Source organism: Candidatus Pseudomonas auctus (genome assembly GCF_048654275.1).
GTDB classification, from domain to species: Bacteria; Pseudomonadota; Gammaproteobacteria; order Pseudomonadales; family Pseudomonadaceae; genus Aquipseudomonas; species Aquipseudomonas pharyngis.
The window spans coordinates 62,427-83,711 of sequence record NZ_JBJYZK010000020.1; the positions used below are offsets into that span (position 1 = coordinate 62,427).

Genomic DNA, 21,285 nt, shown 5'->3' on the forward strand with positions numbered 1-21,285 from the left:
TGTGAGGAAGATTGGCAAAGGGCCGTGACGCGCACGTGTATGGGGGGTGACGAATGTGTGACAGGAACCGCTGGCAGCCGGTTTTGTCAGAGATTTCAGTGCTGGTGACCCACAGTGGCCCACCGCTATACTGCCGGCCTGTCTGTGCCTGATTCTGGAGAGAAGAGCATGTTGCAACGCCTGTTGTTCGGTTTGATCACTGTGACCAGTTTGACCCTGGTTGGCTGCGCCCACAGCCCGCAACAACTGAGCCCGGAACCGAAGCTGACCACTCAGCTGGCACCGGTCGGCCATGGCCAGCCTGTCGTGGTTCGCGTGGTCGACGGTCGTCCGTCGCCAACCCTCGGCACCCGTGGCGGCCTGTACCCGGAAACCAGCGCCATCACCGTGCAGCGCGAGCAGATCCTGCCGAAGCTGCAGGCCCAGGCTGAAGCCGCCGTGCGTCTGCTCGGGTTCACCCCGACCAACAACGCGCCCAATGCACCGCAGTTGACCGTGACTTTGGCCGAACTGAAGTACCAGTCGCCCAAAGAAGGCATGTACGTGACCGAAGCCACCATCGGTGCGACCTTCCGCTCCGACGTGCAGAACGCCAACCGTCGCTACAGCGGCCGTTACGGTGCCTCGCTGGATCAGCGTTTCGGCATGGCACCGAATCAGGAAACCAACACCAAACTGGTCAGCGATGTGCTGAGCGATGCGCTGACCCGTCTGTTCAAGGATCCGACCGTGGGTCAGGTCCTCGCCGAGTAAGTATTCGGTTGCTGCGAAAAAAGCCCGGGGCCAGTGATGGCTCCGGGCTTTTTCGTTCAGGCGGCTTGTGAATAGAAGTCGAGGACGCTGACGCCGGTCAGCAGATCGGTCTCGGGCAAGTCTGCATGCTGGTGCCCGCCGAGGGCGCAATACACCAGCCAGTGACGGTCCTGAACATTGAAGGCCAGGCTGCCGACGAGGGCTTGCTGCTCGTCGGACGGAGAGATGAGGTACAGGCGATCCTGGTTTTCAGCGTGAAGCATGTCGCGTTCCGTGTCGGTTTCGAGGCGCGCAGGGTGACTGAAACAAATGACGATGCCGTGACACAGGACAGCCATCGGTCGATTGTGGGGTTATTTGTCGTAAAGATTGGGGTTGGCGGGGAGGGTTCCGGTAGAATCCGCGCCGCGGTCGTCGGTCTGGCGCTCGCCATACCGGTTTAGATTGAGGTCTGTGATGTCGCTGCACTTGATGACGCTGTTTACCGCCCATCCCGCCAAACTGATCAATCTGCTCGCCCTGCTGTTGGCCTTTCCCGGCAGTTGGCTGCTGCACGCGACCCGTCGCCGTGAACAACGGGCCATGGCCAGTATCGCAGCCCAGCGCCAGAACCAACCCGATCGGGAGCCGGTACTCGATTGGGCGACCCTGCGCATGAACCGCTTCTTCTACCGCTTCGGTTTTGCCTGCCTGGGCCTGGCGCTGCTGGTGTCGTGGATCAGTACCCGCTTCTGAACGAAGAACGGCGCCCGAAGGCGCCGTTCTTGTATCCGGCCAAAACCGCTTACAGCGGCAGGCCAGCCTTGACCCGGTACTGATTGCGCACCGGCGTCGCATATTGCAGCACCAGATACGGACGATGCTCCTCGGGGCAGGCGTCCAGACGGTTCTGCCATTCTTCCTGGGCCTTGGCCAGTTCCTCGGCACCGAACACTTCGGCAGCCTTCGGTACGTTCAACTGCGGATCGGCATCAGCCCACTGCGCGTATGCCAGGTAATGCACCGGGAACAACCGGTAGCCGCCGAGAATCTGCTTGTCCATCTCGACCGCCAATTGCTTGGTGTCCTCGTACAGCTCGGTGATCGGCGCGGCGAAGTTCACGTGCACCCGGCCCTTGTAGCCGGTGATGCCCTTGGCGATGCTGACGTCATCCTCGCCCGGCGCCTTGCTGTAGGTGCCGGTGGTGGCGCGGATGTACAGCTCGCGGGCCTTGGCCTGATCGCACGGGTCGTATTCGTAGCTGATCGACACCGGGGTCAGGTTCAGCGACTGAATGACTTCGCCGAACGGCTCGTCCTTGCGACTCATGTGGAACATCTTGAGAATCGCCGACTCGGTACGGTCATCGCCGTCCTTGGCCCGGCCCTCGGCCTGGGCGATCCAGATCGAGGCGCAGTCGTTGCGGATCGAGTGGTTGATGTATGCCGACAGCAGTTGATAGGCGGCCATTTTCTCGCGGCGCCCGGTGATCGAACGGTGCACGATAAAGCTCTTGTTCAAGCGCATCAGGTCGCTGACGAACGGCTTTTGCAGCAGGTTGTCGCCAATCGCGATGCGCGGGGTCGGCAGGCCGGCGTGGTACACGGCGTAGTTGACGAAGGCCGGGTCCATCACGATGTCGCGGTGGTTGGCGATGAACAGATAAGCGCTGCCGGACTTGAATTGCTCGACACCGGTGTAGGTCACGCCGTCGGTGGCGCGCTCGATGGTGTGGTCGACGTAGAACTCGACCTTGTCCTGCAACGTGGCCACGGAGGTTACGTCGGCAAACTCACGACGCAGCCGATGGGCTATAAGTGGTTTGAGCATCCAGCCGAAGGCACCGGCAAAACGCGGGAAGCGGAAGTGGGTGAGGATATCTAGAAACGCCTTGTCGCCGAGCAGTCGCGCCAGTACCGCAGGTACTTCGCTGTCGTCGTAAGGTCGGATGGCATCGAATTCGCCCATCATGCTCTCTTGTTGGAAACGGCTAGGGTAAGTAAAGGTTTTGATCGAAAACCAACGGGGCACGGTCTGAAAAAGTAGCCAGACAAAAATAGCCCTGCAAATAGACCGGCGATTATACGCACAAGTCACCCGGGAGACCGCGATGCTGGAAAGCGCAGTATATGAATGTCCGTATTGTGGTGAAGAGGTCGAGACGACCGTGGATCTCTCCGCTGGCGACCAGACCTATATTGAAGACTGTCAGGTGTGTTGTCGGCCGATCACCTTTGTGTTGCAGGTCCATGGAGAGGACTGGTTTCTGGAAGTCTTCAGCGAAAACGAGTGAGGCACGGCCATGCAGCGAATCTACGAGCCGGAAAACCTGATGGAAGGCGAGATGCTCAAGGGCATGCTCGCCAGCGAGGGCATCGAGGCGCATCTGGTCGGGCGCGATCTGCTGGGCGGCACGGGCGAGTTGCCGATCTTTGGACTGCTGGGCCTGTCGGTCGATAACGACCAGGCCGAATACGCCCGTGAGCTGATCAGTGCGTACAATGCCGCGCTGCCGCTGCCCGGCGATGAACCGGACAGCTATCCCGGGACGCTGGTCTGTTAGGCTGGCGTTCGTTTTATTTGTGAGTCGTGCTGCCCCATGTGTGGACGTTATGCCCTGTTTCGCTGGAACCGCGATTTCGCGTCCCTGCCAGGTTTTCCTGCCGATCAGCAGGCGCAGTGGAACATTTCCCCCAACGATTCGGTGTTGATGCTGCGCGCCGAACCCGACGGCCAGCGCACGCTGGCCCGTGCCCGTTGGGGGCTGACACCGCCGTGGCTGACCGACCTGTCGCGCACCCCGGCCCACGCTCGGGCCGAAACCGTCGCCGAACAGCCGATGTTCCGTGAAGCCCTGCGCTTGCGTCGTTGTCTGCTGCCGGCCAACGGGTTTTACGAATGGCGCGGCAACGTGCGCAAACGGCCGTACTGGCTGACACCGGGAGAGGGGGCTTCGCTGTTTTTTGCGGCGATCTGGGAGGCGTATCCGGTGCAGGAACAGGTGTGGCTGAGCACGGCGGTGATCACCCAGCCGGCGGCCAGTCAGCGCCGTCCTTTGATACTCGATGAGGCGGGGCAGGCGGCGTGGCTCGATCCCGAAACGCCGCTGCATGTCCTGCAAGGCCTGCTCGCCAGCGAACCCGCGGCCTTGCGCGAGCGGGTGCTGGCGAATCTGGTCAATGATCCGAAGCTCAATGGCCCGGAATGCCTGACCCCGGCCTGATGCATCCAGATCAAAAGCCCCCTCATCGGAACGCCGCCCGCCCAGCCCTCTCCCGGTGGGAGAGGGAGCCGACCGAGGTGTCTTGAGCGATCCAGCGACTTGATACACCGAGTTGATTATGGATTCAGCGAATATCTTTCAGGTCGGTGTCATTTTGAAATATCCCCCAATCAGTCCCCTCTCCCTCCGGGAGAGGGTTAGGGTGAGGGAGCTTTTGGCTTTTGACTTTTAGCCTTCGACGTCAGACCTTGAACTGGTTGATCAACCGCCGCTGCTGCTCCGCCAGTTTGGTCAGATCGGCACTCGCCGAACTCGACTCATCCGCACCACCCGCCACTTCGTTCGCCACCTGACCGATATTGATCACATTGCGGTTGATATCGTCGGCCACCGCGCTCTGTTCCTCGGCAGCGCTGGCGATCTGGGTGTTCATGTCGTTGATCACCGAAACCGCCTGAGTAATCGTTTCCAGTGCTTCGGCTGCCTTCGCCGCGTGCTGCACACTTTCGTCGGTGCGGTTCTGGCTGTCCTCCATGACCCGCACCACATCGCGTGTGCCCTGTTGCAGTTGCTGGATCATGCTCTGGATTTCTTCGGTGGCCTTCTGGGTTTTCTGCGCCAGGTTGCGCACTTCATCGGCCACCACCGCAAATCCGCGTCCCTGTTCACCCGCGCGGGCCGCTTCAATCGCCGCGTTGAGGGCCAGCAGGTTGGTCTGCTCGGCGATCCCGCGAATGGCGATGAGGATCGCGTTGATGTTTTCGCTGTCCTTGGCCAGGGTCTGCACCACGTCCACGGCCTTGCCGATTTCCACGGCCAGTACGCCAATCGAGTTGGAGGTGTCGCGCACGATCTGCATGCCCTGACTGGCTGCCTGATCGGCGTGGCTGGCCGCTTGTGCTGCCTGGGTCGCGTTACGCGCCACGTCTTGGGCGGTGGCGGTCATTTCCTGCACGGCGGTGGCGACCTGATCAATCTCGGCCATCTGCTTTTGAATGCCGATATTGGTGCGGATCGCGATGTCCGCCGTGTGCTCCGAGGAATCACTGACGCTCTGTACCGACGACACCACCTGCGTGATCATCCCCTGCAATTTGGCGAGGAAGGTATTGAAGCCTTTGGCGATTGAACCGAGTTCGTCGTTGCGATCACTGGTCAGGCGACGGGTCAGGTCGCCTTCGCCCTGGGCGATGTCATCGAGCATGGTCACCATCTGTTTGAGCGGACGGGCGATGCCGTGGCCCACCAGCCAGATCACCAGCAAACCAAGACCGGCAATGATCAGACCGACCATGGCCATGCCGAAGGTGTCGGATTTGCGCTGGGCGTCGAGGTCGCCTTGGAGCTTTTGCAGATCGGCCATCACCGCGTCGAGCGGCAGTTGCAGCATCAGCGTCCAGCGTGCGTCGGTCTGGCCGATGCCGAATGGCAGGTACAACTCGATCCGGCCTTGCTCTTTATTGACGGTGTACGTCACTTCGCCGCGCTTGAGATTGGCCATGTTGGCAATCTGCTGGACGTCGAGGATGTCGCTGACCTTCTCGCCGAATTTGCTTGGGTCCTTGGTGTAGGCGACGATCCGGCCGTTGCCGCCGATCAGGGCCATTTGCCCGGCGCCGCTGTACAGTTTCTGGTTGGCGCTCAGGAGCATTTCCTGGATGAAGTTCACCGACAGGTCGGCGCCGACGATGCCCTGGAAGGCGCCGTTGAGCATGATCGGTTCGATAAAGGAGGCGAGCATGACGATCTTGTCGCCGACCTTGTACGGGGCCGGATCGATCACGCAGGGCTTTTTGGTTTCTTTCGAGCACAGGTAGTACTCGCTGGCGCGCACGCCGGTGGACAGGACTTTCTGGTCGTCGACGTCCACCAGTTTGTCCAGGCCCAGGGTGCCGTCGTCGTTGCGGAACCACCACGGCAGGAAACGACCGTTGCCAGGGTCGATGCCGACAACCTGAGTGCCGACGTAGGCCGCGTCATTATGGTCCAGTGCGTTTTTTTCCCAGCCGATGTAAGTGCCGAGAATCTTCGGATTCTTCTCGACGTTTTCCTTGATCAGGCTGATCAGTTGCTCACGGTTGACGGTCAGTCGCGGCTGACCATCGGCGCCCGGCGTGCCGAGCAGGGCGTTGACCCGTACCAGTCCGCCGGCTATCAACAGCGGCGCTTCCAGTTCGCGCTGGATCTGGCTGACCTGGGTCTGCGCCAGCGAGGTCAGGCGCTGTTCGATGACTTGTTCGAACTGGGCCTGGGTCCGTTGCTGGACCATTTCCTGGGTGCGGGCACCGGAGAACAGCGCATACAGCACCAGCGCGGCGACCACGCTGAGTACGATGGCGCCGGCCAGGGCGGCCACGGAAAACTGGATCGACTTGAACTTCATGGGAGCTCCGCGCGCGAGAGGACGTCTGCGCTCCTGTATCGGCAGCCACTATTGCGCCATGAGGTGACGAGGGATCAATTGAGGGCGGATGTCGCAAATGGATCAGTGCGCGACGCTGTGGCAGAGGGATTGGCGGCGGATGTGAATCTTTTCCTACAGGGGCGGGCGGGTCTTGCGAAAGTGGATGCATCACGTCCGTTGTATCTGGCGCCGATACAATTACCCGCCTAGGATACGCGACAGGTTTTCAGGGAGCTTTTGAATGAACAAGACATTGGTTGTAAGTGCACTGAGCGCAGCGCTGTTGCTGGCCGGTTGTCAGTCGGTCAACACCACCAGCGGCGGTGCCGTGGGCGTGGAACGCAAGCAGTACATGTTCAGCATGCTGTCCTCGCAAGAGGTCGACCAGATGTATGCCCAGTCCTATCAGAAGACCGTGGGCGAAGCGTCCAGCAAAGGCGTGCTGGACAAGACCAGCAACGATGCCAAGCGTGTTCAGGCGATTGCCAACCGCTTGATTGCCCAGGCACCGAACTTCCGCCCGGACGCGGCGCAGTGGAAATGGGAAGTCAACCTGATCAAGAGCGACGAGCTCAACGCCAACTGCGGGCCTGGCGGCAAGATCATTTTCTACACCGGGCTGATCGACAGCCTGAAACTTACCGACGATGAAATCGCCGCAGTCATGGGCCATGAAATCGCCCACGCCTTGCGCGAGCACGGTCGGGAAGCGATGTCCAAGGCCTATGGCATCGAAATGGCCAAGCAGGGCGCCGGTGCGTTGCTCGGCCTGGGTCAGGACAGCCTGGCGCTGGCCGACACCGTGGCCAACTACGGCATGACGCTGCCCAACAGCCGCGCCAACGAAAACGAGGCTGACCTGATCGGTCTGGAACTCGCCGCGCGTGCCGGGTACAACCCGAACGCCGCCATCACTTTGTGGGACAAGATGAGCAAGGCCTCTGAAGGCGCGCCGCCGGAGTTCATGAGCACTCACCCGTCTTCCAGCAGCCGCACGGCTGCCTTGCAGGCGGCGATTCCGAAGGTCATGCCGCTTTACGAGAAAGCGCCCAAGTCCTGAAGCCATGATCGCTCCCGCACTCGGTGCGGGAGCGATCTGCCGGATCAAACCCAGCCGCTGCTCTGCATCGCCTTGTACACCGCGACAATCGCCAGGATCAGGAACGCCGAGGCCGCCAGTCGACGGATCAGGGTCAGTGGCAGTTTCTCTGCCGCAAAATTACCCGCCAGTACCACCGGCACGTTCGCGATCAGCATGCCCGCCGTGGTGCCGATGATCACCAGCCACAGCTCCGGGTATTGCGCCGCCAGCATCACCGTGGCGATCTGGGTCTTGTCACCGATTTCCGCAAGAAAGAACGCAATCAGCGTGGTCAGGAATGGCCCGAACTTGCGGGCGGTGCTGGCTTCATCGTCATCCATCTTGTCCGGCACCAACGTCCACAGGGCGGTGGCGGCGAAGCTCGCGGCAAGAATCCAGTGCAGGACCGAATCGGAGAAGAAGCTGCCGAACCAGGCGCCGACCGCACCCGCTGCCGCGTGGTTGGCCAGGGTCGCAGCCACGATACCGGCGATGATCGGCCAGGGTTTGCGGAAGCGAGCGGCGAGAATCAGCGCGAGCAGTTGCGTCTTGTCGCCGATTTCGGCCAAGGCAACGATTGCGGTGGGAACGAGTAACGAGTCCAGCATCAGGATTTCCTAAGGGGCGGGTCGACACGGCTATGACACGTACAGCCTTCCCGCCCCGGGTAAGGTGTGCGTGTCATAGGTCTTGTCAAACCCTGCGATCCGTCTGCTGCGGACGCTTGGGTCGCATACGCCATGATCTGAGGATCAAGTATGTTGACGTATGCCGGACGAGCTTGGCGCTCGTGGGAGACTACTCCCCTAGGACGGAGCGGATTCTGCCTTCGCGAATCCGATAGAGCAAGAACAAATTTTCAGCCGCGCTTGGCCCGGTAAATCCGGAATCCATTGCCTTCGGCCTTGATCGCACACACCCCGAGATGCTCTTCGATCAGCGGTTGATATTTCAGGAAGCTGTTGGCAACCAAGCGAAGTTCGCCGCCGTTTTTTAGATGTTTGGCCGCTTTTCGTAGCAAGTTTTCGGTAGCGAAATAGTCGGTATGCACACCGACATGGAACGGCGGGTTGCTCAGGATCGCGTTCAAACCCATCGGCGCGGCATCGATGCCGTCACCGGTCAGCACTTCGGCTTCCAGACCGTTGGCCGCCAGTGTCAAACGGCTGCTGGCGGCAGCGAAGGCATCAACGTCGAGCAAGGTGACCTGATTGTGCGGGTAACGACGCTTGACCGCCGCACCCAGCACGCCGGCGCCGCAACCGAAGTCCAGCAGATGGCCGCTCGGCAGTTTGTCCAGATGTTCCAGCAGCAGGGCGCTGCCGCGATCCAGTCGGCCGTGGCTGAATACCCCCGGCAGGCTGATGACTTTCAACGGACCTTCGGCCAGCGGCAGTTCGTAGGTCTGCGCCAGGCTTTCCAGCGGTTTGGCTTCGGGAGCGTTGGCCACCGTCACTTGCCACAATTGGCAATGGCGCGCGCTGTCGAGCTTGCGCGGCTTGCCGAACGGGTTGAGCTGTTTGGAGGCGCCTTCGATACCGCTGCGTTTTTCCCCGACCAGATACACCTCGCGCCCGGCCAGGCGTGAAGCTACGGCATTGAGGATGTAATCGGTCAGGTCCTTGGCCTTGGGCAGGAACACCACCGCCGTGTCGAACGAGCGCTCCGGCACGTTCACGCCAAAATGGCTGCGCCCTTCGAAGCGCGCATCGAGTGCAGCCTGGTCGCCGGCGTGCCAGCACCAGCCAAACGCCTCGGGCAGGCGCCCCAAAAGATCATCGGCAGGCAAACCGGCCAGCAACACTGAACCCTGGAATAACTCGGCCTGACGAAGCAGTACTTCACTGCGCGGATCCATAACTGCTCCTGTGAAAAAAAGTGCCGCAGTTTATCAACTGACGACCCGCAGCGCCTTACCGCTGTAGAACGCCTGGGTGTTTTCCACCAGTTGGCCGACGATTCGCTGCCGCGCTTCGCGGCTGCCCCAGGCGTTGTGCGGGGTAACGATCAGGCGCGGGATGTCGGCTGCCAGCAGCGGATTGCCTTGGGTCGGCGGCTCGACGCTCAGCACATCGGTGGCCGCGCCGCCCAGATGACCGCTGCGCAGGGCATCGGCCAGGGCCTGTTCATCGATCAGTCCACCACGGGCGGTGTTGACCACGAAAGCGCCGGGTTTCATCGAAGCGAGTTCGCGGGCGCCGATGAAGTGCCGAGTGTGTTCGTTGAGCGGGCAGTGCAGGGTGAGGGCGTCGATCTGCGGCAGTAATTCTTCCAGCGGCAGACGATCCGGACGGGCCGGTCGCCCCGGAATCTGCCCCAGCAACACGCGCATGCCGAAGGCTTCGGCCAGACGCGCGACCGCGCCGCCGAGTTCGCCGTGTCCAAGCAGGCCGAGGGTTTTGCCTTCCAGCTCGACGATCGGGTAATCCAGCAGGCAGAACTGTTTCGCCTGCTGCCAGCGGCCTTCGCCGACGGCTTTTTGATAATCGGCCAGGCGCGTGGCGAGGTTGAGCAGCAGCATGATCGTGTGCTGCGCCACCGACGGCGTGCCGTAACCCTGACAGTTGCACACGGTGATGCCGTGGGCGCGGGCGGCGGCCAGATCGACGTTGTTGGTGCCGGTGGCGGTGATCAGGATCAGCTTCAACTGTGGGTTGGCGGCCATGGCGGCGGAGTCGATCAGGACCTTGTTGCTGATCGCCACGGTCGCCCCTTGCAGGCGTTCGCTCACTTGCGCAGGCAGCGTCTGGGCGAACAGTTGCAGATCGCTGAAGCAGTCACGCAAAGGGCTCAGATCGAGATCGCCAAGATCCAGCGAAGGGTGATCGAGGAATACGGCGCGGTGGGCGTTCGTCATCAACTGTACCTGTCGTGCTTTGAAGGGAAGGCGTAATCTGCCGAGCCTACCAGATGAAACAACTCGTTACGCTTGGCCGAAAGGAGCCCCCATGTACTGGACCGAATTCTTGACCGTTGCCCTGATCCACCTGTTGGCCGTTGCCAGCCCCGGTCCTGATTTCGCCGTGGTGGTGCGCGAAAGCGTGACCCATGGTCGACGCGCCGGGACCTGGACCGCGTTGGGCGTGGGCACGGCGATTTTCCTGCACGTGGGTTATTCGCTGCTGGGGATCGGCCTGATCGTTTCTCAATCGATCGTGCTGTTCAACGCCTTGAAATGGGCAGCCGCCGCGTACCTGCTGTACATCGGCTTCAAGGCCCTGCGCGCGCAACCGGCGAAAACCGTGAGCGATGATCTGCACAAAGAGGCCGGCGAGCGCACCGCCCGTGGCGCGTTCACTTCGGGTTTCGTGACCAACGGCCTGAACCCGAAAGCCACGCTGTTCTTCCTGTCGCTGTTCACCGTGGTGATCAACCCGCACACCCCGCTGACAGTCCAGGCCGGTTACGGCATTTATCTCGCCGTTGCGACCGCCACCTGGTTCTGCCTGGTGGCCATGTTGTTCAGCCAGCAACGCGTGCGCGCCGGTTTCGCCCGCATGGGCCACTGGTTCGACCGCACCATGGGCGCGGTGCTGATCGCCATCGGCGTGAAACTCGCGTTCACCGAGATGCATTGATCCTTCTGGGCTGTCATCTGTTTCGGCAAATGCTGGCGCAAAGCTAGCATTTGTACGGCTCTGCAAATCATTCCTTTGGCTGATTTGGCTGACGTATAACGGTTCTAGAGTACGAAACTCCAAAGCCAACACCGTGCAGTCAGAAAAGGGATTCTTATGTTGCAGACTCGCGTCATTCCGCCCGCCGAAGGGGCGTACCAGTATCCACTGCTGATCAAACGGCTGCTGATGTCCGGTGCCCGTTACGAGAAAACCCGCGAGATCATCTACCGTGACCAGCTGCGCTACAGCTACCCGACCCTGATCGAGCGGGTCGCGCGGCTGGCCAACGTACTGACGGCGGCCGGGGTCAAGGCCGGTGACACCGTGGCGGTGATGGACTGGGACAGCCATCGCTACCTGGAGTGCATGTTTGCGATTCCGATGATCGGCGCGGTGATCCACACCATTAACGTGCGCCTGTCGCCGGAACAGATCCTCTACACCATGAACCACGCCGAGGACCGCTTCGTGCTGGTCAACAGCGAGTTCGTCGGGCTGTACCAGGCTATTGCGCCACACCTGACCACGGTGGAGAAAACCCTGCTGCTGACCGATCTGCCGGAAAAAACCGCCGATCTGCCGAATCTGGTCGGCGAGTACGAGCAACTGCTGGCGGCCGCGAGTCCGCAGTACGACTTTCAGGATTTCGACGAGAACTCGGTCGCCACCACGTTTTACACCACGGGCACCACCGGCAATCCGAAAGGCGTGTACTTCACCCATCGGCAACTGGTGCTGCACACCATGGGCGTGTCGACCATCATGGGCGCCATCGACAGCGTCCGGCTGCTGGGCACCAACGACGTGTACATGCCGATCACCCCGATGTTCCACGTGCATGCCTGGGGTCTGCCGTATGTGGCGACCATGCTCGGGCTCAAGCAGGTTTATCCGGGGCGTTATGACCCGGAATTCCTGGTCGAGTTGTGGCGCAAGGAAAAGGTCACGTTCTCCCACTGTGTGCCGACCATCCTGCAGATGGTGCTCAATGCCAAGGGCGCGCAGGGCACCGATTTCGGCGGCTGGAAAATCGTCATCGGCGGCAGTGCGCTGAACCGCACGCTGTATGAAACGGCCAAGAGCAAAGGCATTCAGCTGACGGCTGCTTACGGCATGTCGGAAACCGGGCCACTGGTTTCGTGCGCGCATCTGAATGATGAGTTGATGGCGGGCACCGAAGACGAGCGCACCACCTATCGGATCAAGGCCGGCGTGCCGGGGCCATTGGTCGAAGCGGCGATCGTCGATACCGAAGGCAATTTTCTCCCGGCCGACGGCGAGACCCAGGGCGAACTGGTGCTGCGCGCACCGTGGCTGACCGAAGGCTATTTCAACGAACCGCAGAAGGGCGCCGAGCTGTGGACCGGCGGCTGGCTGCACACCGGCGACGTGGCGACGCTCGACGCCATGGGTGTGATCGACATCCGCGACCGGATCAAGGACGTGATCAAGACCGGCGGCGAATGGATCTCCTCGCTGGACCTCGAAGACCTGATCAGTCGTCACGTCGCGGTACGTGAAGTAGCAGTGGTGGGCATCGCCGATCCGCAGTGGGGCGAGCGTCCGTTTGCCTTGCTGGTGGTCCGCGAAGGGCATGCCATCGGGGCACGCGAGCTCAAGGAGCACCTCAAGCCGTTCGTTGAACTGGGGCACTTGAGCAAGTGGGCGATACCAAGTCAGATCGCCCTTGTTACTGAAATTCCCAAGACCAGTGTCGGCAAACTCGACAAGAAGCGCATCCGCCTCGACATCACTGAATGGCAGGCCAACAACAGCACCTTCCTCTCGACGCTTTGAGCGTCCGCTGGCGCGCCGAAAACGGCGCGCCAGACCCACCAAGCAAGCGCTTGGCTTGTGAAATTCGAATTTTCAGCCATCCTTGCCGTGCCGACATGTGTCGGACTGGCGAAAGGACTGTTCCAGAGTGGCCGGCAGCTGCAAATCACACTTTAGAGGGATCAAGCAGTACCACCTGCTGGCTATAGTCCGCTCAAGGATTTTTAAGAACGGGGCACACGCACAAACGGGGCGATGCAACATTGAAGCGATTTCGGGAAGCCGCTGGCACCCGGTCCTTCAGGCGTTTTTAAAAGTACTCACTGCCATAACAATAATGCACATGGAGTAGCGTCGATGACCTCAGTAAACCAGTTCTGGCGCCGGGCAAAGCTGCCTCTGGCCGTCAGTCTTGCTTCTTCGCTCGCCGGGCCCGCATTCGGCGTCAGTTTCAACGTCGGTGAAATCGAAGGCCAGTTCGACTCCTCCCTGTCGATCGGTGCCAGCTGGTCCACCCAGAGCCCGAACAAGAACCTCATCGGCGTCAACAACGGCGGTCACGGTCTGTCCCAGACTTCCGACGACGGCCATGCCAACTTCAAGAGCGGCGAAACCTTCTCGAAGATCTTCAAGGGCATTCATGACCTCGAACTGAAATACGGCGACACCGGCGTATTCGTCCGAGGCAAATACTGGTACGACTTCGAACTGAAGGACGAGAGCCGCGAGTTCAAGGACATCAGCGACAGCAACCGCAAGGAAGGCGCCAAGTCCGCCGGCGGTCAGATCCTCGATGCCTTCGTCTACCACAACTACGCGATTGCCGATCAGCCGGGCTCCGTGCGTCTGGGCAAACAGGTGGTGAGCTGGGGTGAAAGTACCTTCATCGGCGGCGGCATCAACTCGATCAACCCGATCGACGTTTCCGCGTTCCGTCGTCCGGGCGCCGAGATCAAGGAAGGCCTGATCCCGGTCAACATGTTCTACGTGTCCCAGAGCCTGACCGACAACCTGTCGGCCGAAGCCTTCTATCAGCTGGAGTGGGACCAGACCGTCGTCGACAACTGCGGCACGTTCTTCTCCCAGCCGGACATCATTGCCGACGGTTGCACCGACAACCTGCGCGTACTGAACAAGCGCTCGCAGATCCCGGCCATTGCCCTGGGGCCATTGGCGGCCAACGGCGTCAACGTCAATGAAGAAGGTGTGCTGGTGCCGCGCGGCGCCGATCGCGATGCGCGGGACAGCGGCCAGTGGGGCGCGTCCCTCAAGTACATGTTCGAACCGCTGGACACCGAATTCGGTGCCTACTTCATGAATTACCACAGCCGTGCGCCGATCTTCAGTGCCACAGGCGCGCCGCAATCGGTCTACAACGGCGTAGCTGCATTGCCAGGTCCGTTTCAGGCGCTCGGGCCTCTGTTGGTTGCCGGCAATTCGAAGTACTTCGTCGAATACCCTGAAGACATCCGCCTCTACGGTCTGAGCTTCTCCACCACCTTGCCTACCGGTACGGCGTGGAGCGGTGAGATCAGCTATCGCCCGAATGCACCGGTGCAACTGAACTCCACCGACATCCTGTTCGCCGGTGTGCGTCCACTGGGTGGCCCTTACGCCAACGCATCGCTGCTCAATGGCGTGCCGGGTCAGGATCTGCATGGCTACGAGCGCAAGGAAATCACTCAACTGCAAACCACCTTCACGCACTTCTTCGATCAGGTCATGGGCGCCAGCCGTCTGACCCTCGTGGGTGAAGTGGGCATGACTTATGTGGGCGGCCTCGAAAGCCGATCCGACAAGCGCTATGGCCGCGATCCGGTCTATGGCCCGGGCGAGCTGCCAGCCACCGGTACCACCAACACCTGCGTCAACATCCTCAACAACGGCACCATCAACGGCGCCGGACCAGGTTCGCCGCAGAACAACCGCAGCCGCAATTGCGACAACGACGGTTTCACCACGTCGATGTCCTGGGGCTACCGCGGCCGTGCAATCTGGGAATACAACGATGTCTTCGCCGGCGTGAACCTCAAGCCGAACGTGGCCTGGTCCCACGACGTCAGCGGCTACTCGCCGGGCCCTGGCGGCAACTTCGAGGAAGGTCGCAAGGCCGTCAGCCTGGGCGTCGACGCCGAGTACCAGAACACCTACACCGCGAGCCTGGCGTACACCAACTTCTTCGACGGCAAGTACACCACCGTGGATGACCGCGATTTTGTGGCGCTCAGCCTCGGCGTGAACTTCTAAGCACTGCATTTCAGGACGAACGAATTTATGAAAATAACAAAGAGTCTGTTCCACGCCGGTGTTCTGGGCCTGTCGCTGCTGGCGACCGGTGTCATGGCGGCGGTGCCTGCCGCCGAAGCGGACAAGCTGGGCAAGAGCCTGACCCCGATGGGCGCCGAAATGGCCGGCAACGCCGACGGCTCGATCCCGGCCTGGAAACCGATGCCGAAAAATGCCGGCACCGTTGACAGCAAAGGTTTCCTGTCCGATCCGTACGCCAGTGAGAAACCGCTGTTCACCATCACCAGGCAGAACGTCGATCAGTACAAGGCCAAGCTCGCACCGGGCCAGTACGCGATGTTCCAGCGCTATCCTGACACCTTCAAGATGCCGGTCTATCCGTCCCATCGTGGTGCCACCGTGCCGGATGCGGTGTTCGCAGCCATCAAAAAGAACGCCACCACCACAACCCTGGTGTCGGGCGGCAACGGCCTGGAAAACTTCGATACCGCCGTGCCATTCCCGATTCCGAAAACCGGTGTGGAAGTCATCTGGAACCACATCACCCGCTATCGCGGCGGCAGCGTGACCCGTCTGGTGACCCAGGCCACGCCGCAACCGAACGGCTCTTTCAGCCTGGTGTACTTCCAGGATCAGTTCGTGTTCCGCGACAAGATGAAGGACTACGATCCGGCGAACCCGGGCAACATCCTGTTCTACTTCAAGCAGAAAGTGACCGCGCCGGCACGTCTGGCCGGTGGCGTGCTGCTGGTGCACGAAACCCTCGACCAGGTGAAGGAGCCGCGTTCGGCGTGGGTCTACAACGCCGGTCAGCGTCGTGTGCGCCGCGCTCCGCAAGTGTCCTATGATGGCCCGGGTACCGCGGCGGACGGCCTGCGTACCTCCGACAACCTGGACATGTTCAACGGTGCACCGGATCGTTACGACTGGAAACTGGTCGGCAAGCAAGAGATGTACATCGCCTCCGACAGCTACAAGCTCGACGATCCGAAACTCAAGTACGCCGACATCATCAAGGCCGGGCACATCAACCAGGATCTGGCGCGTTATGAACTGCGTCGCGTCTGGCACGTGACCGCGACCCTGAAGGAAGGTCAGCGCCACATCTACGCCAAGCGTGACTTCTTCATCGACGAGGACACCTGGCAAGCGGCCGTGATCGATCACTACGACGGTCGCAACCAACTGTGGCGCGTGGCGGAAGCTCACTCCCAGAACTACTACAACGTGCAGGTGCCTTGGTACACCCTGGAAACCCTCTACGACCTGCAATCCGGTCGTTACCTGGCACTGGGCATGAAGAACGAAGAGAAGTCGGCGTATGACTTCGGCTTCACTGCCACCACCAGCGACTTCACCCCGGCCGCCCTGCGTCAGGATGGTGTTCGCTAAGCGCCTGTAAATCGAGGCCGCATCCTCGTGAAAACGCCCCGACAGGTTCGGGGCGTTTTTTTTGCTTGCAGTTTTTCCGTAGGCTTTTTGTAGCCATTTGTAGCAACGACCTTCATAACCGCTCCGTTTAAGGCTAGTCTGCGGGCATCTGCTACGCCGCCAACAGCCATACGAACAAGAGCCGGCCATGACTGATCTGTCCCCACTTCCGGGTCCCGCAAGCGTTGCCGTCGCGGCACTGGACGGACGTTTTTTCCGTCCTCCGCTGCCTGATGGGTACGTATTGCGACCACGACTTTGCGAGCGCCTGCAAGCCGGGCTCGGTGGACGTCTGTTGCTGGTCAGCGCCCCGGCCGGGTTTGGCAAAAGCTCGCTGGCCGTGGAGTTCTGTCAGAGTCTGCCGGCGCACTGGCAAAGTTTGTGGCTGGGGCTGAGCGCCCGCGACAGTGACCCGGGACGCTTCCTCGAACGCTTGCTCGAGGGCCTGCAGGACTACTTTCCCGAACTCGGCAGCGGCGCACTCGGTTTGTTGAAAATGCGCCAGCGTCACCAGCCGTTCGCCTTCGAAGAATGGCTCGACGGCTTGCTCGATGAGCTGGCTCTGCACCTGCTACCGACTTCGCCGCTGCTGCTGGTACTCGACGATTACCACCTCGCCCAAGGGCCGGTGCTCGATCGTTGCCTGCAATTTTTCCTCAACCATTTGCCCGATGGTCTGCTGGTCATGGTCACCAGCCGTCAGCGCCCGGACTGGCACCTGGCCCGTCTGCGCCTGTCCCGGCAGTTGCTGGAACTGCACGAGCAGGATCTGCGCCTGACCCACGACGAAGCCCTGGCACTGCTCGATCGTCACAGCAGCTCACTGCGTGGCGAGGCGCTGGAAAACCTGATCCAGCGTAGCGAAGGCTGGGTGGCCGGGTTGCGATTCTGGCTGCTGGCGATTTCTGAAGCCGGCACCGAATCGGCCTTGCCTCAAGCGTTGAACGGCGGGGAAGGGCTGATTCGCGAATACCTGCTGGAGGAAGTCATCGATTGTCTGCCCGCCGAAGTGCAGGCGTTCCTCTATGACACCGCACCGCAAGAGCGTTTTTGCAGCGAACTGTGCGACGCCGTGCGCGAAGCACACGACAGCGCCGAGATTCTGCGTTTCCTGTTGGCCCATCAGGTCTTTCTGGTGCCGCTGGACGAGCACGGTCACTGGTATCGCTATCACCATCTATTCTCTGATTTGTTGCGCAGCCGGCCGATTGCTGAGGCGATGGTGCCAACTGCAACGCTGCATCTGCGTGCTTGTCGCTGGTTCAACGCGCAAGGGTTACTGGACGAGGCGGTTGAACAGGCGTTGCGCGCCGGTCATCTCGACGTCGCCGCAAACCTGGTACAGAACCTTTCCGAGGAGCAACTGCTGGCCGAGCAAAACGTCGGCATGCTGCTGCGCTGGAAAATGGACTTGCCCGACAGCCTGCTGATCAGCACGCCACGCTTGATCGTGTTGTACAGCTGGGCGCTCGGGCTGGCCTGTCAGCTCGATGCCGCCGAAGAATTGTCCAGCCATTTGAGCCGTTTCCTGCCGGCACCTTCCGCTACCGCGCAGAAGTCGATGCTCGCGCAATGGCTGGCGCTGAGCGGGATCATCGCTCGCGGGCGTGGGCATCGGGAGTTGACGATCAGATACTGCAGCGAAGCCCTGGAAAGTCTGCCGGCCAAGCGCTATGGCCAGCGGCTGATGTGTCTATCGACCTTGTCCAATCTGGCCATTGCCGACGGTGACCTATGGCGCGCCCGCGGCCTTAACCGAGAGTCGCTGGAGTTGGCGCAGCGCGTTGGCAACCCGTTCTTCGAAGCGTTGGCGCACTACGATCGTGCGCGGGTGTTGCAGGCCCGCGGTGAAATTCTGCGCGCACTCGATGAAGTCCATCAGGGCTTGCAGCGGTTGCGCGGCCTGTCGCCACAGCGCCTGTATGCGGTGCGTGCACGGCTGACCCTGTACGAGGGTTTTCTGTTGGCGATGCGCTTGCAGCCTCAGGCCGCACGCGTGCGCTTGTTGGCCGGAATCGGCGAGGCACGGGCCTGTCGCGACATCAGCGTATTGATCGGCCATTGCGTCATCGCGCGTCTGGATGGCAGCAGCGGCGAGTTCGCCAAGGCCTTCGCCGAACTCGCCGAAGCCGAACGCCTGATGCACATCTGGGACGTGCCGCCGATCTACTACCTTGCGATGATCACCCTGGTCAAATGCGAACTGTGGCTGGCGCAGGGTCGCACCGATCTGGCAGAGGCGTGGCTTGCGCGGTTGGGCCAGACCTACACCGGCGAGCGCGCCGCTGCGCCGCCGGAGTTTCACCCCCAACTGCCATTGCACGTTGAGCTGCAACAAGCGCTGCTCGACATGACCCGCGGCCAGCCGATGCTCGCCGAAGGGCGGTTGGACGTGCTGCACGAAAACGGTGTGCAAACCGGGCGCCAGTTACTCAGCGTGATGGCGTTAACGCAAAAGGTGGCGTTGCTACTGGCGGGCGGGCGCGAGCCGGAAGCACGCAAGACGTTGAGCCAGGCGCTGGAGCTGGCGGCCGGCGGGGTGTTGCAGCCATTCGATGGATTGGCCAGGGAGCACACGGACTGGTTGCGTGGGCAATTGCTGGCGTTCCCCGGACTGGCAGGCCAGCAATTGCTCGAGCATCTACCGCCAGCGCCGCCCCGGCAGATGCCTGAGTCCACGGTCACTGAACAGCTCAGCAGTCGCGAACTGGCCGTACTGCGGTTGATTGCCCAGGGTTGTTCGAATCAGGAAATCAGCGAGCAATTGTTCATTTCGCTGCACACCGTGAAAACCCACGCAAGCCATATCAACAGCAAGCTGGGGGTTGAGCGGCGGACGCAGGCAGTGGCGCGGGCCAAAGAGCTGGGCCTGTTGGCCTAGAAAAAAGTGGACAAAAGAAACACCCCGCGATGGCGGGGTGTTTTCATTTTTCAGCTTCGAATGTTTCAGGCAGCTAAGGGATCAGACGATGACGTCGTTCGCACTGAGCGAGTTGACGCCCACCACTTGCACTTCGAAGTGCCCCCCAGCGTCTGCGCTCAGGTTGCCCGACAGGACGTTATCTGCAAAACGCAGTTGCCCCAGCCCGGTGAATTCACTGGAGCCAATGAACGTCAAGTGTTGATAGCCGAGGGTCATCGGGTCAATGTCGAATTTGGAGAAATCGATTTTGTCCCCTTCCAGTGCGTTGAAATCGGCAATGACGTTCTGCGAGGAGCTTGTTCCGAATTCCTTTCCGAGATTGATCATGTTAGTGATGGCAAAGGTGTCAGCCCCGGTACCGCCCGTCAACGTGCTATGTCCCCACCCACCGTACAGTGTGTCGTTTCCTTCCCCACCGAACAGTTTGTCGGTTCCGCCATTGCCGCCGAGTACGTTGTTGCCGGCGTTACCCGTCAGAATGTTATCGAGGTTGTTGCCCCACATTGTCAGGTTTGCGCTGCCGAGCAGGGTGCCGTCCTCGACGTAATCCGAAAGGTTGTAATCAACCGAAGTGCGGATCAGGTCGTGACCGCCATTCTGGAACTCGAAGATGAGGTCATTGACGTTATCCACAATAAAGATATCGTCGCCGCCCTCGCCAATCATGCGATCAGCGCCGAGACCGCCCGACAGGATGTTGTTGCCATCGTTGCCGTGCAAGACGTTTTCCATGGCATTACCTGTCAGATTCAGGTTGGCACTGCCAATCATCTGACCATCTTCGACGTTGTCCGCCAGTGTGTAGTCGATGCTGGTGTTGACGGTATCAATCCCCTCATCCGCGAGTTCAACGATAACGTCGTTGATGTTATCCACGTTGTAGACGTCATGCCCGGCTCCACCAATCATGATGTCTGCGCCTAGCCCGCCATCGATGTAGTTGGTGGCGGAGTTGCCTGTGATGGTGTTGTCCAGCGCATTGCCGGTGAGTGCACCCCATGTGTCGCCAAACATCGTCAAGTCTTCAACATTGGCGCCGAGGGTGTAGCTGATACTGGTTCTGACCAGATCATGCCCTTCGCCGATCTGCTCGATCACGACATCGTTGATGTTATCCACAACGTAGGTGTCGTTGCCGGCGCCACCGATCATGGTGTCGGCTCCCATGCCGCCGTCGAGAATGTTGTTGCCGATGTTGCCGGTGATACGGTTGTTGACCGCGTTGCCGGTGCCGTTGAGGTTGGTGCTGCCGATCAGGATCAGGTTTTCGACGTTGGCGCCGAGGGTGTAGTCGATGCTCGCGAACACGCGGTCGAGTGCGGCCAGCGAGGCGTCGGTTTCGGTCACCACATCACCGACGTTGTCGACGTAGTAGGTATCAACGCCGTCGCCACCTATCATGGTGTCGGCGCCGAGGCCGCCGTCGAGGGTGTCGTCACCGGCGCCGCCGCTGAGGGTGTTGTTCATGGCGTTGCCGGTGAGCACGTTGTTCAGGCTGTTGCCGGTGCCGTTGATGGCGTTGCCGGTCAGCGCCAGATTTTCCAGGTTGGCGCCCAGTCTCCAGTCAACCGACGCGCGGACGGTGTCGATTTCGTTCGCCAGGGTGCTGGTCTCGGTGATGATGTCGCCAGCGTTGTCGACGACATAAGTGTCGTTGCCCAAGCCGCCAATCAGCGTGTCGATGCCGGCGCCGCCGTCGAGAATGTTGTCACCGGCGTTACCGGTCATACGGTTGCTGACCGCGTTGCCGGTGCCGTTGAGGTTGCCATTGCCGATCAGGATCAGGTTCTCGACGTTGGCGCCGAGGGTGTAGTCGATGGAGGCGAACACGCGGTCGAGCGCGGTCA

The 21,285-nt window shown here is 60.9% G+C and carries 18 protein-coding genes, 1 pseudogene and 1 riboswitch; of the genes and pseudogenes, 11 read left to right on the forward strand and 8 right to left on the reverse strand.

The annotated features are described in order from the left end of the window. The first annotated feature begins 168 nt into the window (after nt 1–168). Nucleotides 169–753, forward strand: coding sequence for a YajG family lipoprotein (locus ACKUG4_RS26790; protein WP_007951676.1), 585 nt, complete (start codon nt 169–171; stop codon nt 751–753). A 56-nt stretch (nt 754–809) separates the two neighbouring features. On the opposite strand, the gene ACKUG4_RS26795 is transcribed toward ACKUG4_RS26790, so the two are convergent. Continuing rightward, nucleotides 810–1,016, reverse strand: a complete 207-nt coding sequence (locus ACKUG4_RS26795) for a hypothetical protein (protein ID WP_085613384.1) — start codon at nt 1,014–1,016, stop codon at nt 810–812. Between the two features lie 193 nt (nt 1,017–1,209). Here ACKUG4_RS26795 and ACKUG4_RS26800 point away from each other — a divergent pair, with 193 nt between their 5' ends. Continuing rightward, on the forward strand, nt 1,210–1,488 hold the full coding sequence (locus tag ACKUG4_RS26800; RefSeq protein ID WP_039766296.1) for a hypothetical protein: 279 nt from the start codon (nt 1,210–1,212) through the stop codon (nt 1,486–1,488). 49 nt (nt 1,489–1,537) lie between these two features. Here ACKUG4_RS26800 and ACKUG4_RS26805 read toward each other — a convergent pair whose 3' ends face one another. Then, entirely contained in the window at nt 1,538–2,701 is a 1,164-nt protein-coding gene (locus tag ACKUG4_RS26805; RefSeq protein WP_178076209.1) for a 1-acyl-sn-glycerol-3-phosphate acyltransferase, read from the reverse strand. Nucleotides 2,702–2,843: 142 nt separating this feature from the next. Here ACKUG4_RS26805 and ACKUG4_RS26810 point away from each other — a divergent pair, with 142 nt between their 5' ends. From ACKUG4_RS26810 to ACKUG4_RS26820, 3 genes are read left to right on the forward strand one after another with little or no spacing between them, the layout of a single operon-like run. Then, on the forward strand, nt 2,844–3,026 hold the full coding sequence (locus ACKUG4_RS26810; RefSeq protein WP_011335896.1) for a CPXCG motif-containing cysteine-rich protein: 183 nt from the start codon (nt 2,844–2,846) through the stop codon (nt 3,024–3,026). A gap of 9 nt (nt 3,027–3,035) precedes the next feature. Then, a complete protein-coding gene (locus tag ACKUG4_RS26815) occupies nt 3,036–3,296 on the forward strand; it encodes a putative signal transducing protein (RefSeq protein WP_011335895.1) in 261 nt (86 codons plus the stop codon). Between the two features lie 36 nt (nt 3,297–3,332). Further along, nucleotides 3,333–3,956, forward strand: a complete 624-nt coding sequence (locus tag ACKUG4_RS26820) for an SOS response-associated peptidase (RefSeq protein ID WP_064599348.1) — start codon at nt 3,333–3,335, stop codon at nt 3,954–3,956. A gap of 241 nt (nt 3,957–4,197) precedes the next feature. Here ACKUG4_RS26820 and ACKUG4_RS26825 read toward each other — a convergent pair whose 3' ends face one another. Both ACKUG4_RS26825 and ACKUG4_RS26830 read right to left on the reverse strand, forming a co-directional pair. After that, entirely contained in the window at nt 4,198–5,040 is an 843-nt protein-coding gene (locus ACKUG4_RS26825; RefSeq protein ID WP_371850996.1) for a methyl-accepting chemotaxis protein, read from the reverse strand. Nucleotides 5,041–5,055: 15 nt separating this feature from the next. Continuing rightward, nucleotides 5,056–6,339: pseudogene (locus ACKUG4_RS26830) on the reverse strand (methyl-accepting chemotaxis protein); the annotation flags it as partial. A gap of 262 nt (nt 6,340–6,601) precedes the next feature. Between ACKUG4_RS26830 and ACKUG4_RS26835 the strand changes: the two are divergent. After that, on the forward strand, nt 6,602–7,420 hold the full coding sequence (locus tag ACKUG4_RS26835) for a M48 family metallopeptidase (RefSeq protein ID WP_039766290.1): 819 nt from the start codon (nt 6,602–6,604) through the stop codon (nt 7,418–7,420). Between the two features lie 44 nt (nt 7,421–7,464). Here ACKUG4_RS26835 and ACKUG4_RS26840 read toward each other — a convergent pair whose 3' ends face one another. The 3 genes from ACKUG4_RS26840 to ACKUG4_RS26850 all read right to left on the reverse strand — a co-directional run bounded on the left by ACKUG4_RS26840 (nt 7,465) and on the right by ACKUG4_RS26850 (nt 10,298). Further along, a complete protein-coding gene (locus ACKUG4_RS26840; protein ID WP_007956837.1) occupies nt 7,465–8,049 on the reverse strand; it encodes a TMEM165/GDT1 family protein in 585 nt (194 codons plus the stop codon). A gap of 87 nt (nt 8,050–8,136) precedes the next feature. Next, nucleotides 8,137–8,261: riboswitch (yybP-ykoY riboswitch) on the reverse strand. Nucleotides 8,262–8,300: 39 nt separating this feature from the next. Next, nucleotides 8,301–9,299: a methyltransferase gene (locus tag ACKUG4_RS26845; RefSeq protein WP_064599344.1), complete on the reverse strand. Its 999-nt coding sequence runs from the start codon at nt 9,297–9,299 to the stop codon at nt 8,301–8,303. A gap of 33 nt (nt 9,300–9,332) precedes the next feature. Further along, nucleotides 9,333–10,298, reverse strand: coding sequence for a 2-hydroxyacid dehydrogenase (locus tag ACKUG4_RS26850; RefSeq protein ID WP_445435182.1), 966 nt, complete (start codon nt 10,296–10,298; stop codon nt 9,333–9,335). 91 nt (nt 10,299–10,389) lie between these two features. On the opposite strand from ACKUG4_RS26850, the gene ACKUG4_RS26855 reads away from it, so the two are divergent. From ACKUG4_RS26855 to ACKUG4_RS26875, 5 genes are all read left to right on the forward strand, one after another. Next, nucleotides 10,390–11,019 (forward strand): LysE family translocator, encoded by a 630-nt coding sequence (locus ACKUG4_RS26855; protein WP_064599339.1) that lies wholly within the window; start codon nt 10,390–10,392, stop codon nt 11,017–11,019. A gap of 156 nt (nt 11,020–11,175) precedes the next feature. Then, a complete protein-coding gene (locus tag ACKUG4_RS26860) occupies nt 11,176–12,858 on the forward strand; it encodes a fatty acid--CoA ligase (RefSeq protein WP_445435183.1) in 1,683 nt (560 codons plus the stop codon). A gap of 336 nt (nt 12,859–13,194) precedes the next feature. Then, nucleotides 13,195–15,084 (forward strand): DUF1302 domain-containing protein, encoded by a 1,890-nt coding sequence (locus tag ACKUG4_RS26865; protein WP_064383978.1) that lies wholly within the window; start codon nt 13,195–13,197, stop codon nt 15,082–15,084. A 27-nt stretch (nt 15,085–15,111) separates the two neighbouring features. Continuing rightward, nucleotides 15,112–16,476: a DUF1329 domain-containing protein gene (locus ACKUG4_RS26870; RefSeq protein WP_445435184.1), complete on the forward strand. Its 1,365-nt coding sequence runs from the start codon at nt 15,112–15,114 to the stop codon at nt 16,474–16,476. A 187-nt stretch (nt 16,477–16,663) separates the two neighbouring features. Beyond that, on the forward strand, nt 16,664–19,396 hold the full coding sequence (locus tag ACKUG4_RS26875; protein WP_445435185.1) for a winged helix-turn-helix domain-containing protein: 2,733 nt from the start codon (nt 16,664–16,666) through the stop codon (nt 19,394–19,396). Nucleotides 19,397–19,477: 81 nt separating this feature from the next. Here the strand turns inward: ACKUG4_RS26875 and ACKUG4_RS26880 are convergent. After that, on the reverse strand, nt 19,478–21,285 hold a 1,808-nt coding region (locus tag ACKUG4_RS26880), incomplete at its 5' end, for a calcium-binding protein (protein WP_445435186.1).

Coding starts and splice junctions, on each gene's coding strand:
- ACKUG4_RS26790 (WP_007951676.1), top strand. CDS start 169: ATGTTGCAACGCCTGTTGTTCGGTTTGATCACTGTGACCAGTTTGACC.
- ACKUG4_RS26795 (WP_085613384.1), bottom strand. CDS start 1,016: ATGCTTCACGCTGAAAACCAGGATCGCCTGTACCTCATCTCTCCGTCC.
- ACKUG4_RS26800 (WP_039766296.1), top strand. CDS start 1,210: ATGTCGCTGCACTTGATGACGCTGTTTACCGCCCATCCCGCCAAACTG.
- ACKUG4_RS26805 (WP_178076209.1), bottom strand. CDS start 2,701: ATGGGCGAATTCGATGCCATCCGACCTTACGACGACAGCGAAGTACCT.
- ACKUG4_RS26810 (WP_011335896.1), top strand. CDS start 2,844: ATGCTGGAAAGCGCAGTATATGAATGTCCGTATTGTGGTGAAGAGGTC.
- ACKUG4_RS26815 (WP_011335895.1), top strand. CDS start 3,036: ATGCAGCGAATCTACGAGCCGGAAAACCTGATGGAAGGCGAGATGCTC.
- ACKUG4_RS26820 (WP_064599348.1), top strand. CDS start 3,333: ATGTGTGGACGTTATGCCCTGTTTCGCTGGAACCGCGATTTCGCGTCC.
- ACKUG4_RS26825 (WP_371850996.1), bottom strand. CDS start 5,040: ATGATCACGCAGGTGGTGTCGTCGGTACAGAGCGTCAGTGATTCCTCG.
- ACKUG4_RS26835 (WP_039766290.1), top strand. CDS start 6,602: ATGAACAAGACATTGGTTGTAAGTGCACTGAGCGCAGCGCTGTTGCTG.
- ACKUG4_RS26840 (WP_007956837.1), bottom strand. CDS start 8,049: ATGCTGGACTCGTTACTCGTTCCCACCGCAATCGTTGCCTTGGCCGAA.
- ACKUG4_RS26845 (WP_064599344.1), bottom strand. CDS start 9,299: ATGGATCCGCGCAGTGAAGTACTGCTTCGTCAGGCCGAGTTATTCCAG.
- ACKUG4_RS26850 (WP_445435182.1), bottom strand. CDS start 10,298: ATGACGAACGCCCACCGCGCCGTATTCCTCGATCACCCTTCGCTGGAT.
- ACKUG4_RS26855 (WP_064599339.1), top strand. CDS start 10,390: ATGTACTGGACCGAATTCTTGACCGTTGCCCTGATCCACCTGTTGGCC.
- ACKUG4_RS26860 (WP_445435183.1), top strand. CDS start 11,176: ATGTTGCAGACTCGCGTCATTCCGCCCGCCGAAGGGGCGTACCAGTAT.
- ACKUG4_RS26865 (WP_064383978.1), top strand. CDS start 13,195: ATGACCTCAGTAAACCAGTTCTGGCGCCGGGCAAAGCTGCCTCTGGCC.
- ACKUG4_RS26870 (WP_445435184.1), top strand. CDS start 15,112: ATGAAAATAACAAAGAGTCTGTTCCACGCCGGTGTTCTGGGCCTGTCG.
- ACKUG4_RS26875 (WP_445435185.1), top strand. CDS start 16,664: ATGACTGATCTGTCCCCACTTCCGGGTCCCGCAAGCGTTGCCGTCGCG.